Here is a 12,764-nt window from a genome sequence, read left to right on the forward strand (position 1 = left end):
TGAGTAAACGAAAAATAAAATACGGAATAGAGATGGAAGAAGTTCAAGATGTAAAGATTTCGAAAAAGAAACCAATTTTTGAAGTAGGGGAAGGACTTCATAAATACCTTAAGCTGTATCAGCGAGACGAAAAGTTGCCGATAGGATATAAAGATCTACTGAATTTTACGGAGACAGTACCTGTCATGGATAAATTTGGCAACGATACTTTTTGGGAGACTCCACTGTATCCGCAATATCTTATCGATCAATTGTATGACGGATTGAAGGTGATTTATGCTAAACTGAAAGCATCAGGTAATACGCGAATCGTCCAGCATAAGTATATTGATCGTGTAGAGTACTGTGGCTTTGGCAATACTAAACCATTTCGTATTCGTATCGTAAACCGTTTAAATGATGTGTACGATTATTTTTACATAAAGCAAGCCGATGCGTCGCGAATATATGGATTGGAGTTAGAAGAAATATTGTCGCCAAATCAGGTGAATTATATGGTAGACCATGATACTTTGGTTGAAGAACATATTGTTGGAATCCCCGGGGACACTTTTTCGAAAACACGTATGTTCTCGCCTGATTATAATCTGACCCGGATTTCCAAAGAATTTGTCAAGTTTAATGAACGATGTATTATTACCTTGTTGGGGGATATGAGGGCCTACAATTTTGTGATGCAGATTACACCAGATTTTGATGATTTCCAGTTTCGAATTCGGGCAATAGATTTTGACCAGCAGTTTTATGAAGGAAATCCGAAAGTATATATGCCTCAATTTTTTAAGGAGAATCTTCCCTACGTCAAATTAGCAATGGAGCATCTAAATGAAAAAACTGTGCTGCAATACCAACAGGAGGAGCGTTCTTCCATTGTGCATAGAGTCCGGAGTGAAAGACATCGGATCGCTGATCTAAGGGATGCTTCGCAAACGCAGGTCCTTTCTACGCAGGAGAATATCAAACAGTTACGTGAGGGCTACGCTGAATTTTATCAAAATAACTCTTACCTCAAGTGTAAGACGATGACGGATATTGTTGAGTTGAATGTGAAGAATGTGATTCGTCAGGTACAAATGTAATTACTTGATCCGATCTTTGTTGTCTTTGATAAAGGCGGACCATCCAGTGTACGACTTGCTGCTGCCTGATACTGCATTTTTCTGAAAGGAGTGGCAGACAGCGATTGCCAATCCGTCGGTGGCATCTAAAAATTGTGGTGTTTCCTCAAATTTTAATAGATTTTTTAGCATAGCGGAAACCTGCTCCTTTGTAGCATTTCCATTTCCTGTAACGGATTGTTTTATCTTTCTTGGAGAATATTCAAAGATTGGGATATCTTGCGCCAGCGCCGCCGCCATGGCAACACCTTGCGCTCGCCCTAATTTGAGCATGACCTGTATGTTTTTTCCATAAAATGGTGATTCAAGAGCTACGCAGTCGGGATTGTATTCCTGCATTAGAGCAGAAGTTTTTTTGAATATACGTTGTAGTTTTAGGGCATGGTCATCTAAATGTCCCATTTTGATGACCCCCATTGAGACCAAGGATATGTTATTGCCGACTTCTTTGATGATACCATACCCAAGTATTACTGTTCCGGGGTCTATACCTAAAATTATTCTTTCTTTCGCCTTTTCCTTCTGCATATACAATAATACAAATTTTGCGTTTTATTCACGGATTGCGTTCGACAAAACTTAATCATTTGGCTAAAATTTAGTAACATTGCTCTCTAATTATCAAAAGTTGACTGGAAGACAAAAAAAATACATCAGTCTTTTATTGAAGATACTGGTTTTCGCCCTAGCGACCTGGTATATCGTTGTGAAGCTATCCGATAGAAGCAATATTGAGAAGTTCAAAACCCTAATTGCCGGTTTGGAGCAGCATTCGGTTGTTGGGACCCTTATTTTAATTGTGGTTTTAATGCTTGTCAATTGGTTGCTTGAAGTTGTGAAATGGCGGTATCTTGCATCTAAACTGGAGCATATTTCATTTTGGAAGGCTTTCCAATCCGTTTTCTGCGGGCTTACCTGGGCTATTTTTACACCTAATAGGATTGGCGAATATGGCGGACGGGTACTTTTTCTACAGCCCCAACATCGAGCAAAAGGAGCCGTAGCGATGGGCGTTGGATTATTTGCGCAATTGGTGCTCACAAGCGTTGCGGGGTCACTAAGTATCGCTTGGTTTATCTGTAAATTTCTTTCTACTCCTTTAACAGTACAATTTGGGGTATGGCTACTTGCTATTATCTATGCTGGAGGATTTGTCATCTTATATTTCAATGTAAAATGGATCGATTTATTGGTCGGGAAAATTAAGTTTTTGACGCGAATTAAGCCCTTCTTTGAAGTATTGGAGCACTATTCAATGCGTGAGCTCAGTATTGTTCTTTTAAATTCTTTGGCGCGATTTGTTATTTTTACTTCGCAGTATATCATCTTGATGAAGCTAACTTTGCCTGAGCTACCACTTTTATCCATGATTCTGATGATTTTTATTCTGTTTTTTGTTCAGGCAGCTCTGCCTACATTGGATATTTTTGATTTCAGTGTGAGAAGTTTTGTTGCTAGCAATCTATATAGCTATATTACCACACAAGAGATTGCTGTAATGGCTATTGTTTCCTGTATTTGGTTCGTTAATTTGATTCTTCCAGCTATATTTGGTTCTATTTTTGTTTTTAAGATTAATTTTTTCGGTGATACAAATTCTTAACTATTTATTGATCATTTTTGCCTGCGTATATGCAATTCTAGTTTTATGGATGCGCAGAGGCTGGTCCTTGATTTCAGAACCTAACCGTTCTATTAGGCCAACAATGACCGTATCTGTGATTATTGCTGCGCGGAATGAGGAGTTAAATATTAGACGCACCATTGAATCCATACTCGGGCAGAATTATCCTAATGAGCTCCTGGAGCTCATTATTATCGATGACCATTCAGACGACAATACGTCTTTGATTGTGAAAGAATATGAAGAGAAAGGTGTTAAGCTTATTCAATTGAATGAAAACGGGCGTTTGAATTCGTATAAGAAACTAGCAATTTCAAGGGCGATAGAATGCTGTCAAGGTGAAATTATTATTACCACTGATGCAGATTGCCGCATGGGGTCGAACTGGTTAGCAACGGTTATCAGCACATTTGAGAAAGAAGGTGCTTATCTACAATCTTCTCCAGTGGTGTATTCAGAAGAAAAGAGTTTTTTTGAACGACTGCAGACCCTGGAATTTTTGTATTTGATAGGTCTGGGCGCTGCAGGTATTGGTAACAAAAAACCAACGACCTGTAATGGTGCTAATTTGGCCTATCGAAAGGATATTTTTAAACAAATGGGCGGATTTAAAGGGATCGACGAGCTTGCATCCGGTGATGATGAACTTTTTTTACATAAGGTAGCAGAACAATATCCCGAGCGAATAACGTTTTGTAAATCAAAAGATGCTGTTGTTTATACGGATGCCAAACCGGATTTGAAGTCATTCATTAGTCAGCGCAGACGCTGGGCTTCAAAAAGTACCAAATATAAAAATAAAGGTGTCATCGCATTAGGGATTTCCATTTGGTTCTTTAATTTATTGATTTTGGTAGCTTCGGTTCTTGCTCTTTTCGGTGTAAAATTCGTTGCTTGGGTTGTACTTTTTGCATTGCTATTAAAGATGGTCGTCGAATTTATTTTTATTGAACCTTTGACAAGGTTCGCAAGCAGAAAGGAACTCTTATGGTATCTTCCTTTATTGAGCTTGGCTCATATCCTGTATCTGGCTTATATAGGCATATTGGGCAATGTAGGGAAGTACGACTGGAAAGGAAGGCAGGTCAAGTAGCTTATTCCTATTTTTCGACCTTTAATTTTATTGCTTCCTCAGCTAATTTAACGATCTCCTCAATATTCTTACCCTCCGTATCCAAAGGTTCTAGCACTTCCCAGGTCATATGAAGAAATGGGGTTAATGGATACATGCCATATTGTACCATTTCATATGATCCTCTAATGGCAATAGGAACAACGAGTGCATTCGGATTTTTCTTTAGTAAAGTGGCAATTCCACCAACATGAAAGGCCTTCATTTTTCCGGTTTTCGATCTTGTTCCCTCTGGAAAAATAAACGCGGACCAGTTTTTGGTTTTCATATTATTGGCAAGTTTCAATATTTCAGCAATAGATTGTTTGGGGTCATTGCGATCTATATTTGCGGCACCACCATGTTTTAAGTTGAAGGAGATGCTAGGTATGCCACTGGCAAGTTCTATTTTAGAAATAAATTTCCCATGAAATCTACGCAAGAAATAGATCATTGGAGGAATATCAAAAGTACTTTGATGATTTGCTACAAAGACAATGGGTTGTCCTGTTGGAATATTTTTATTGTCGATAAATGTCACCCGATTAAATAGCGTGTAATAGCAGGCAACGAGGCAGGCATTTAATATATCTACACTCTTTTTATGTGCATTGTATCCACCCAGCTTTAAACATAACCACTGTATGGGGTGGAAAATAATTAGGGATAAACCAAAACAAAACCAAAATATAATAGATAGGAAATAGCCTAAAAACTTCTTCATAAACGTTATTTAATGATACAAATATATCATTAAGCAATGATTTTTGAAAAATATTGATTTTATAATCTTTTGTTTTAACATTATTAATATTATCTTTAATAATGTTAATGATGTTATTATTTAATGAAAAAAATACCGGTTGATTGCCCTTGTTGTGAAGCGAAGTTAAAAGTCGCTAAATTGGTGTGTGACTCCTGTGAAACCGAAGTTGTAGGTAAGTTTTCTTTACCTGTGTTGATGCAGCTTACTGTAGAGGAGCAAGAATTTGTTTTGAATTTTTTGATGCACTCAGGGAGTTTAAAAGAAATGGCAAATCAGATGGGCAAATCCTATCCGACGGTCCGTAATATTCTCGATGATCTGATTCGCAAATTGAAATCGCTTGATCATACAAACAATAATGGCAGAAATAGAAGTATTTAGCAGTCTGGGCAATCGAATGATTGATAAACAAAGAATTATATCAAGATGAAAAATAATACGCTTTATACCGAAAGCCAATCTTTTTTTAGCTGGTGGCTCTGTCTGATCCTTTTATCTGTCAGCGTGGCCAGTTTTTCTGTGCACTGGCATGAGCTCTTGCGGTTGAATTTTGCTCCATTATTTCAATTACCGGGGTTTTGGATCAATTTGGTATTATGGGGATTGTTTGGCGTTCTACGATTAAGAACTACTATTTGTGAAGATGGAATTGAAGTCTATTTTTTTCCATTTAATTTCTATCGTAAAAGAGCACGTTGGACAGATATTCGTGCTGTTGAAGTACGAAAATATAACCCGATTGGTGAGTTTGGTGGATGGGGTTTTCGGAGAGGGCAGAAAGGGCTGGCTTTTTCAGCTCGTGGTAATATGGGCTTACAACTTACCTTGGAAACTGGTAAGATATTACTTATTGGAACCCAAAATCCAGTAGAAATCGAACAGCTGCGCTTATCTCAATTCTTAAAAAATGAAAGTTAAACAGATTTTTCAGAATCCATTTGCGGAATTGCCGGAGTGGAAACTATTCTTTGCTGGTGTTATCGGATTTTTGTTATCAAGCTATATTATTTATTTATCGGGCCAGCAGTTTAATGGATTTATGCATTTCTATCAACCAGATATAGGGGTTTCCATATGGGCTGTCTTGGGCGTTCATGCCTGTATGGTTTTGGCTCCTTTTACATTTCTTTACGGTGCAGGGTTGTTATTAAACAGAAAGACCAGAATCATTGATGTCATGAATGTCGTTTTGATTATACCATTTCCGCTCTATCTTGCCTTATTTTTAGGGAAATTGTTAAACCAGGATAAATTCACGGATCAAGTATTAAAAGCAGTGCAAAACGGCGATCATACATTGGCCGGAGTTGATAAAACTGAGCTATTTTTATTTGGTATGTTTGGAATAATCAGTTTGTTATTGCTATTCTACCAATTCTATTTATTGGTTAAGGGTATGAATGTAGCCGTTAATAATAAGAAGATTGAAATCAGTATAGTATTTGTGGCATTATATTTTATATTGGATTTATGCATACAGTTTAATTTCTAGTAAAAAACGACAATGAGAAAATTTTTATATCTATTTATCATTTGTTTTCATTTTTCATGTACCCACGCGCAGACATTTGATGGCTCATGGAAGGGCGAGGTTAAGGTTTCGGGGCAGAAGCTGCTGCTGGTGTTCAACATTCAAAAAGATAGCACAGGGAAGTGGAATGGAACCTTTGAGAGTCCGATGCAAACAGCGCAGAAATTTGCAATCACTCAAATACGTATAGAGCACGATTCCATTTGGATGGACGTTAGGAATATAGGTCTTCTGTATGCTGGCTTTTTAGACCGGGATAAAGATGTTATGAAAGGAGTGATGAAACAAGGTCCTTTTGAATCTGCTATGATTTTGGTACGAAGCGAGAACGAACAGAGTGGGCTTTCTCGTAAGCAGGATGTTTTCCCCCCTTATAGCTATATGGAAGAGGAAGTTTCGTTTAGAAATAGTGCAGGCAATGCATTTCTGACGGGCTCTCTGACTTATCCTAAAAATGGAGGGCCATTTCCTGCGGTGGTATTAGTCAATGGTAGTGGTCAACAAAATAGAGATTCTGAGGTGTTTGGTCACAGGCCATTTAAGGTGCTTGCTGATCATCTTACGAAAAACGGTTTTGCCGTATTACGTTACGATGACAGGGGAGTAGGTGGCTCCAAAGGAGAAGTTAATTTAGCGACAACGATTGACTTCGCTTCTGATGCTAACGCTGCAGTTGATTTTCTAAGCAAAAAAGCTGTAGTTGATGTGGATAAAATCGGGATGATTGGCCATAGTGAGGGAGCGCTAATTGCCGAAATCGTGGCATCCGAAAATAGTAAAGTAAACTATATTGCACTCCTGTCTGGACCTGTGATCAAAGGAGATTCTTTGCTGATTTTACAAAGCTATGCTTTAGGAAAAGCGGGCGGATTATCTGAAGCTGCATTGCAGACCAATAAAGCAAATAATCGAAAATTGTATACTATTCTATTGAAAGACGAGCCACCAAAGGCGTTGGCCGAATCGTTGGAAAAAGAACTTATTCAGCAAAATAACGGGAATCCACTGTCTCCTGATATGAAGATTAAACTTAGTCCAATGATGAGCCCCTGGTTTAGAACGTTTCTTCGCATCGATCCAGCTTATTATCTGAAGCAGGTGAAAGTACCGATTTTCGCTTCCTTCGGCGGAAAGGATGTTCAAGTCCCGGCGAATGAAAACATCTATTGTCTGCAACACCTGCATTTAAACACCACCGACGTCATCATTAAGGATTATCCTAATTTGAATCACCTTTTTCAAAATGCGCAAACAGGAAAAATTGAAGAATATTTTGAAAACTCAGAGAGCTTTAATGAACAATTGATGGATGACCTTACGAAATGGCTTAAACTGAAGACAAATTGATTTAATCAACTGAATGCCGCGAATCTTAATATTTTTTCCGGATCAAATAAGCTTAAAGAAATCGGGACCATTTAATCGTACATTAAATGGTCCTGACTATATTAGATCAACCTGACTGTATTAGAACAAGGGATATCTCTTTGAAGTGCGCTATTCCAGTTAGGGTGTTGTATTGGCGACAGGAAGTATTTTCCCATTGAAATAGTGATGCCCATTTTGAGCGAAATCTGCAATATAGCGTCCCATTTCAAAGGCTAAAGTACCCGCTTCAACGCCTGGAAAAGCAGCTTCGAACATTTCAGTCTGTGCAGATCCTAAGGCTAGACAGTTCACTTTAATTCCCTTTTCCTTAAATTCCTCTGCTAAGCATTCTGTAAGCACTGCTAATGCAGCTTTGCTGGTTGAATATGCCGAAAGTCCGGGAAACTTCATGGATCCCTGAAATCCGCCCATACTGCTAATATTGACAATATGTGAGCCTGATTGCATCATGGGAACAACGTGTTGGATCATATTGACGTGTCCCATCACATTGGTTTGTAGCATTTCAGCAAAATCCTTTCCATCAGTTTCCATAAATGGCTTATTGATGAGTGCTCCAGCATTGTTAATCAAGATATCAACCTTATCAAATTTTGATTGGATGAAGGGAACAAGAGTAGCATAGTCATCGTAGACAATCTCAAATTGGGCCGGATATAAAGTGCCACCATCATAATTTAGCTGACCGGCAATTTCATGAAGTTTTCTCAGTTTGTCCGCTGATCTAGCCAATGCAATTACTTTATTGTCCTTTTTAGAGGTCAAATCCAGTACCGCTTCAAATCCAACACCACTGCTTGCGCCTGTAATAATAATATTTGCCATGTTTATTCTTCTAGTTTTTGACTTTGTTCAACTTCTTCTGCGGAAGGTAATTTGTCCTCTCCAATTGCCTGCGGATGAAAGATAAAGTAAATCCCCGAAAGAGCAACGAGAGCGGAAATAATATAAAATAATAAGGTGATCAAAACCGCATTGTGAGAGTCTACCTGGAATATGCCAGCTCCCCACATAATCACAAGTTCACGCATGCCCAATCCCCCAACAGAAAACGGAATGATTGAAACCAAAGAAGATGCAAGGAATAAAAATAGGTACGGAGAGAACTTACCGCTAAAACCTAAGGCATAAAGAATGAGAATTGCTGCGAGAACCTGCATTGATTGTACACCAATAGCCTTTAAATGTGCTCTTAGAAATGTTGCCTTGTATTCCTTAAAGAACTTGGTTACGATAAAGTAATAGAGAACGCTCCCTATAATAAATAATATGATGGTCAGATAGTTTGGAATCCCTAGCTGTGGCATATAGGTAACCAGCGCTGCAATGATTAGGCATAGTGCCCATAGTCCGCTTAATCTATCTAAAAATAAGGCTGTAAATAATTTTCGTCCTTTAATATTGAATCGTTTCCTGAGGAAGAATATCTTATAACCATCTCCCCCAACGCCACCTGGTAAAATGAGGTTGTAAAATAAGCCAAGTTGGTATAGTTTTAAATTATATTTTTCCGTAACATCCAGACCGATTGCCTTTAAAAAGGTCAATAAGCGCGAAGAGGAAATAAAAATAGAGATACTATAAGCAACTAGAGCAAAGAATAGATAGAGCGGATTGGAGTTGATTACCGCTTCTTTCAGATCCTTTAGAGATACCTTGCTGAATACCCAGTATAAGGCGCCCACAGTAACGACAATCTTTGCTATATTTTTGGCTATTTTTAGCCCTTTTTTTTTATCCATATAAATTATACATCCAATCTTGTTCGGCTGTAATTAGCTTTTTGGAGAATCCAAAGTTAGAAACTTTGGCGAATTGTGCAATTACACTTAAGCAATCGTTGGGTAAATTCTTGAATACAATAATATCAAATATAAAATACCAAAGATAGTAGCAAGAGAAAATAGCCAATTTAGGTCAATTCTGTTATATTTGTGCTTGAGCACAGCGATCATTAATCCAATGATGAAGCAAAATAACAAGATAGGAGCGATGAGAGCTATCTTGTTCGTAAAAGCAAGGCTGATTTGATTCAATTTGCTTTTTGCTTCCTGTCCTAAAAAAAGCGGATAAGAAGCAAAGGCCAATAAAATGATAAATAACCTTAACAGCGTTTTTGCGATTATTTTGCTTATGGTATGATTTTTGGCTGTAATTTTCATGTTTTGTGGATTAATTTATCCCAAAAATACAATTTGAAATTAAAATTTATAGATATGAATCGATTCGTTTTATCATTAGCAACTATTTTTGCTACGGTGACCTTATTTTCTTGTGGAGCACAAAAGCAAGGTACATCAACTGGAAATCCTTCTTCCAACACGAGTGCAGCTTCTGGTCCAAGCGCTTCGGATTGGAAATCCGCTGTAAAAGGTACATGGACGTTGAATACAATCGATAGAGAGAATTTACCTTCTTCATTCACGATTAAAAGTGTATTTGAAGAAGCTCCTGCAGAATGTTTCGTAGGTAGTACATGGAATTTTATTGGAAATGGTAAAGGATCTATTACTTTTAATGCGCAAGGAACTTTATGTGCTCCGGGTGCATCACGTGAGATCTTTTGGTCTATCTATAATCCTGGAAAAGGCTTAGGAGAACCTCAGTTTCAATTTAAAAAGATTTATGCAGGCGATAAAGCGAAGAACGTAACAACAGGTTACCGTTTGGATTTATCTTATTCGGATGGGAATAAATTAGTTATGCGTATGCCATTGACTGTTGCTAACGGAGAAGCCTATTTGGTGTTTAATTTTACGCGTTCGAACTAAACGTAAACGATAAAAGAAGAATAACAGAAAGCTATAGGAATTCCTATGGCTTTTTTTGTTTAAAATTTAATACTTTTACACTCCCAATTCATTATGATTTATTCGTGTCATAGGCTGCGGAATTTACCGATACAGTGAAAAAGCCAATTATGCATGATAATCTTGTGGGCGGATAAGCTTATTTTAAGTATGAAAATGGGATATATACCTAACGATTTCGTCAGGTATTGCTTAATCTAGAGAGAAACATGGCTGAACAAAACACGAAAACTGCTTTAATAACAGGTATAACAGGACAAGATGGTGCCTATCTAGCAGAATTCCTATTGAAGAAAGGTTACAAAGTACACGGTTTAAAGCGTCGCAGTTCTTTATTCAATACAGATCGTATTGATCATCTTTATCAAGATCCCCATCTTGACAATAGAAATTTCACATTGCATTTTGGTGATTTGACGGATTCAACCAACTTAATCCGTATTATACAGGAAACACAGCCTGACGAGATTTACAACCTTGCGGCGCAATCTCATGTAAAAGTTAGTTTTGATACGCCGGAATATACTGCAAATGCCGATGGTATCGGTACATTGCGGATTCTTGAAGCAGTCAGATTATTGGGAATGATTGAGAAAACCCGTATCTATCAGGCTTCTACTTCCGAGCTTTATGGATTGGTGCAAGCGGTTCCACAAAGTGAAACGACACCTTTTTATCCGCGAAGTCCTTATGCTGTAGCAAAAATGTACGGTTATTGGATTACTGTCAATTATCGTGAAGCCTATAAGATGTATGCTTGTAATGGAATTTTATTCAATCACGAGAGCCCTGTAAGGGGAGAGACTTTTGTGACACGTAAAATCACCAGGGCTGTAGCAAAAATTGCGCTAGGACTTCAGGATAAATTATATCTTGGTAATCTGTCGGCACAACGCGATTGGGGGCATGCTAAAGATTATGTAGAAGCAATGTGGTTGATTCTACAACAAGAAACCGCTGAAGATTTTGTGATTGCTACAGGTGTGACAACAACTGTAAGGGACTTTGTTCGCATGGCTTTTGCAGAATTGGGAATTGAGATTGAGTTCAGTGGAAAGGGAGAGCAGGAGAAGGGGGTAATTATCGATATTGACGAGGAGCGCCTAGCCCAGTTAAATATTGATAAATCGCTGATTAAATTTGGTCAGACTGTTGTCAAAGTTGATCCAGCATATTATAGGCCAACTGAAGTCGATTTACTAATTGGTGATCCGACTAAAGCAAATACAAAACTTGGATGGACGCCAAAATATGATCTTCAGATGTTGGTAACAGATATGGTACAATCCGATCTTCACCTGATGAGAAAGGAAGAATACTTAAAACAAGGCGGATTTGAGACCTTGAATTATTTTGAATAATTCATAATTGGTAATAAAAAATAAAACTGGAATAATTTTTGTTTAAACATTCAATAGTATAAATTTACAGATTTATACCTATGAATATGACAGTATATTATGATAAATTCAGAAGTTGTTTCGAGTAAGAAAGAAGAAGAGAAGAAGAAAGATTCTTCGAAGATTTACTTCTTTATCATTGCGATAGCAGCATTACTTGCAACGAATATATATTTTTATGTCAAGTTTAAGACTAATGGTGAAAAGGTCTATACACTTACAGTAGAAAAAGAAAATTTGCAGGTACAAATCGATCGTATTGAAGCTGAATTGGATAAAATTGATGTAGAAAATGTTCAATTGACTCCAGAGATGTCCGTGCAGAAGGATGATTCTAGAGCTGAGATCGCAGAGCTTCGTAAAAAACTTGAAAATAAGAGTATTACAGCAAAAGATATCGATGAAGCACAGCACAAGATCAATCAGCTTAAGAAGCAGGTGGATACTTATCGTGTCAATGTGCAACGGCTGATTCAGGAAAATCAGATTTTATCGAAACAAAACTCCAACTTGAACGAATCTGTTGTCGAAAAAGAAAAACAGATTACTTCATTAGTTACATCAAATTCGGATCTGAAAGAGAAGGTTGCGACTGCTTCAGCATTAAAGGTTTCAAGCATCAGTATAAATGGCCTTGAAGTCAAAAAGAATGGAAAGGAATTTGTAGAAGAACGTGCTAAAAAAATCGATAAGTTAAAAATCAACTTTACCATTGCTGATAATCCGTTGGCTAAAAGTGGAGAACGCGATATATATGTTAGAATTATCGATCCACAGGGAAATCTGGTCGTGCAAGGTGATAATATTTTCTATGTACATGGCGAGAAATTACAATATACTTTTAAACACAATATTTTATTTACCAACAAAGGTGAAGACTATATCGTCTATTGGGCAGCAGAAGAAGGATTCTCTAAAGGGGCCTATACGGTTTTATTATATGAAGATAATGCAATCATGGGACGATCTACTGTTGTATTGCGTTAAAAATAGATACACTATAAACAAAAAAGCT

At 37.5% G+C, this 12,764-nt stretch carries 15 protein-coding genes; 10 read left to right on the forward strand and 5 right to left on the reverse strand.

The features are described 5' to 3' along the window. The first annotated feature begins 32 nt into the window (after nt 1-32). Nucleotides 33-1,079, forward strand: coding sequence for a hypothetical protein (locus tag B2X72_RS02365; protein WP_046674895.1), 1,047 nt, complete (start codon nt 33-35; stop codon nt 1,077-1,079). Here the strand turns inward: B2X72_RS02365 and ruvC are convergent, their stop codons facing one another. Continuing rightward, nucleotides 1,080-1,646 carry a crossover junction endodeoxyribonuclease RuvC gene (gene ruvC / locus B2X72_RS02370; protein WP_088160095.1) on the reverse strand — a complete coding sequence of 189 codons (567 nt, stop codon included), beginning with the start codon at nt 1,644-1,646 and terminating at the stop codon, nt 1,080-1,082. It abuts the gene before it with no gap. Nucleotides 1,647-1,746: 100 nt separating this feature from the next. Here ruvC and B2X72_RS02375 point away from each other — a divergent pair, with 100 nt between their 5' ends. Beyond that, the gene (locus tag B2X72_RS02375; RefSeq protein ID WP_286848192.1) at nt 1,747-2,721 is read left to right on the forward strand and encodes a lysylphosphatidylglycerol synthase domain-containing protein; all 975 of its coding nucleotides are present in this window, start codon (nt 1,747-1,749) and stop codon (nt 2,719-2,721) included. After that, nucleotides 2,705-3,835: a glycosyltransferase family 2 protein gene (locus tag B2X72_RS02380; RefSeq protein WP_232475666.1), complete on the forward strand. Its 1,131-nt coding sequence runs from the start codon at nt 2,705-2,707 to the stop codon at nt 3,833-3,835. Before B2X72_RS02375 ends, B2X72_RS02380 begins: the two co-directional genes overlap by 17 nt. A gap of 7 nt (nt 3,836-3,842) precedes the next feature. Here the strand turns inward: B2X72_RS02380 and B2X72_RS02385 are convergent, their stop codons facing one another. Beyond that, a complete protein-coding gene (locus B2X72_RS02385; protein WP_088160097.1) occupies nt 3,843-4,577 on the reverse strand; it encodes a lysophospholipid acyltransferase family protein in 735 nt (244 codons plus the stop codon). 123 nt (nt 4,578-4,700) lie between these two features. On the opposite strand from B2X72_RS02385, the gene B2X72_RS02390 reads away from it, so the two are divergent. Genes B2X72_RS02390 through B2X72_RS02405 form a run of 4 tightly spaced genes read left to right on the forward strand, consistent with a single transcriptional unit; the run spans nt 4,701 to nt 7,497 of the window. Then, nucleotides 4,701-5,000 (forward strand): DUF2089 family protein, encoded by a 300-nt coding sequence (locus B2X72_RS02390; RefSeq protein WP_088160098.1) that lies wholly within the window; start codon nt 4,701-4,703, stop codon nt 4,998-5,000. Between the two features lie 45 nt (nt 5,001-5,045). Then, nucleotides 5,046-5,537, forward strand: coding sequence for a hypothetical protein (locus tag B2X72_RS02395; RefSeq protein WP_286848193.1), 492 nt, complete (start codon nt 5,046-5,048; stop codon nt 5,535-5,537). Beyond that, complete coding sequence (locus tag B2X72_RS02400; protein ID WP_088160100.1) at nt 5,527-6,111, forward strand: hypothetical protein; 585 nt, start codon at nt 5,527-5,529, stop codon at nt 6,109-6,111. The genes B2X72_RS02395 and B2X72_RS02400 overlap by 11 nt, the downstream gene beginning before the upstream one ends. A gap of 12 nt (nt 6,112-6,123) precedes the next feature. Further along, nucleotides 6,124-7,497: an alpha/beta hydrolase family protein gene (locus B2X72_RS02405; RefSeq protein WP_286848194.1), complete on the forward strand. Its 1,374-nt coding sequence runs from the start codon at nt 6,124-6,126 to the stop codon at nt 7,495-7,497. A 159-nt stretch (nt 7,498-7,656) separates the two neighbouring features. Here the strand turns inward: B2X72_RS02405 and B2X72_RS02410 are convergent, their stop codons facing one another. From B2X72_RS02410 to B2X72_RS02420, 3 genes are all read right to left on the reverse strand, one after another. Continuing rightward, nucleotides 7,657-8,364, reverse strand: a complete 708-nt coding sequence (locus B2X72_RS02410; protein WP_286848195.1) for an SDR family NAD(P)-dependent oxidoreductase — start codon at nt 8,362-8,364, stop codon at nt 7,657-7,659. 2 nt (nt 8,365-8,366) lie between these two features. Continuing rightward, a complete protein-coding gene (locus tag B2X72_RS02415) occupies nt 8,367-9,281 on the reverse strand; it encodes a lysylphosphatidylglycerol synthase transmembrane domain-containing protein (protein WP_075990891.1) in 915 nt (304 codons plus the stop codon). An 87-nt stretch (nt 9,282-9,368) separates the two neighbouring features. Then, nucleotides 9,369-9,701: a hypothetical protein gene (locus B2X72_RS02420; RefSeq protein WP_046674904.1), complete on the reverse strand. Its 333-nt coding sequence runs from the start codon at nt 9,699-9,701 to the stop codon at nt 9,369-9,371. 54 nt (nt 9,702-9,755) lie between these two features. Between B2X72_RS02420 and B2X72_RS02425 the strand changes: the two genes are divergently transcribed. The 3 genes from B2X72_RS02425 (at nt 9,756) to B2X72_RS02435 (ending at nt 12,736) form a co-directional block, all read left to right on the forward strand. Continuing rightward, complete coding sequence (locus tag B2X72_RS02425) at nt 9,756-10,310, forward strand: lipocalin family protein (RefSeq protein ID WP_075994619.1); 555 nt, start codon at nt 9,756-9,758, stop codon at nt 10,308-10,310. A gap of 248 nt (nt 10,311-10,558) precedes the next feature. Further along, the gene (gene gmd, locus B2X72_RS02430; RefSeq protein WP_046674906.1) at nt 10,559-11,710 is read left to right on the forward strand and encodes a GDP-mannose 4,6-dehydratase; all 1,152 of its coding nucleotides are present in this window, start codon (nt 10,559-10,561) and stop codon (nt 11,708-11,710) included. Between the two features lie 99 nt (nt 11,711-11,809). Beyond that, nucleotides 11,810-12,736, forward strand: coding sequence for a hypothetical protein (locus B2X72_RS02435; protein WP_088160102.1), 927 nt, complete (start codon nt 11,810-11,812; stop codon nt 12,734-12,736). Nucleotides 12,737-12,764: the final 28 nt, after the last annotated feature.

The sequence above is a fragment of the Sphingobacterium sp. UBA7253 genome (genome assembly GCF_002472745.1).
GTDB classification, from domain to species: domain Bacteria; phylum Bacteroidota; class Bacteroidia; order Sphingobacteriales; family Sphingobacteriaceae; genus Sphingobacterium; species Sphingobacterium siyangense.

Excerpts from the sequence above, each read along its gene's own strand:
- B2X72_RS02365 (WP_046674895.1), top strand. The coding sequence starts at position 33 with ATGGAAGAAGTTCAAGATGTAAAGATTTCGAAAAAGAAACCAATTTTT.
- ruvC (WP_088160095.1), bottom strand. The coding sequence starts at position 1,646 with ATGCAGAAGGAAAAGGCGAAAGAAAGAATAATTTTAGGTATAGACCCC.
- B2X72_RS02385 (WP_088160097.1), bottom strand. The coding sequence starts at position 4,577 with ATGAAGAAGTTTTTAGGCTATTTCCTATCTATTATATTTTGGTTTTGT.
- B2X72_RS02390 (WP_088160098.1), top strand. The coding sequence starts at position 4,701 with ATGAAAAAAATACCGGTTGATTGCCCTTGTTGTGAAGCGAAGTTAAAA.
- B2X72_RS02395 (WP_286848193.1), top strand. The coding sequence starts at position 5,046 with ATGAAAAATAATACGCTTTATACCGAAAGCCAATCTTTTTTTAGCTGG.
- B2X72_RS02400 (WP_088160100.1), top strand. The coding sequence starts at position 5,527 with ATGAAAGTTAAACAGATTTTTCAGAATCCATTTGCGGAATTGCCGGAG.
- B2X72_RS02405 (WP_286848194.1), top strand. The coding sequence starts at position 6,124 with ATGAGAAAATTTTTATATCTATTTATCATTTGTTTTCATTTTTCATGT.
- B2X72_RS02410 (WP_286848195.1), bottom strand. The coding sequence starts at position 8,364 with ATGGCAAATATTATTATTACAGGCGCAAGCAGTGGTGTTGGATTTGAA.
- B2X72_RS02415 (WP_075990891.1), bottom strand. The coding sequence starts at position 9,281 with ATGGATAAAAAAAAAGGGCTAAAAATAGCCAAAAATATAGCAAAGATT.
- B2X72_RS02420 (WP_046674904.1), bottom strand. The coding sequence starts at position 9,701 with ATGAAAATTACAGCCAAAAATCATACCATAAGCAAAATAATCGCAAAA.
- B2X72_RS02425 (WP_075994619.1), top strand. The coding sequence starts at position 9,756 with ATGAATCGATTCGTTTTATCATTAGCAACTATTTTTGCTACGGTGACC.
- gmd (WP_046674906.1), top strand. The coding sequence starts at position 10,559 with ATGGCTGAACAAAACACGAAAACTGCTTTAATAACAGGTATAACAGGA.
- B2X72_RS02435 (WP_088160102.1), top strand. The coding sequence starts at position 11,810 with ATGATAAATTCAGAAGTTGTTTCGAGTAAGAAAGAAGAAGAGAAGAAG.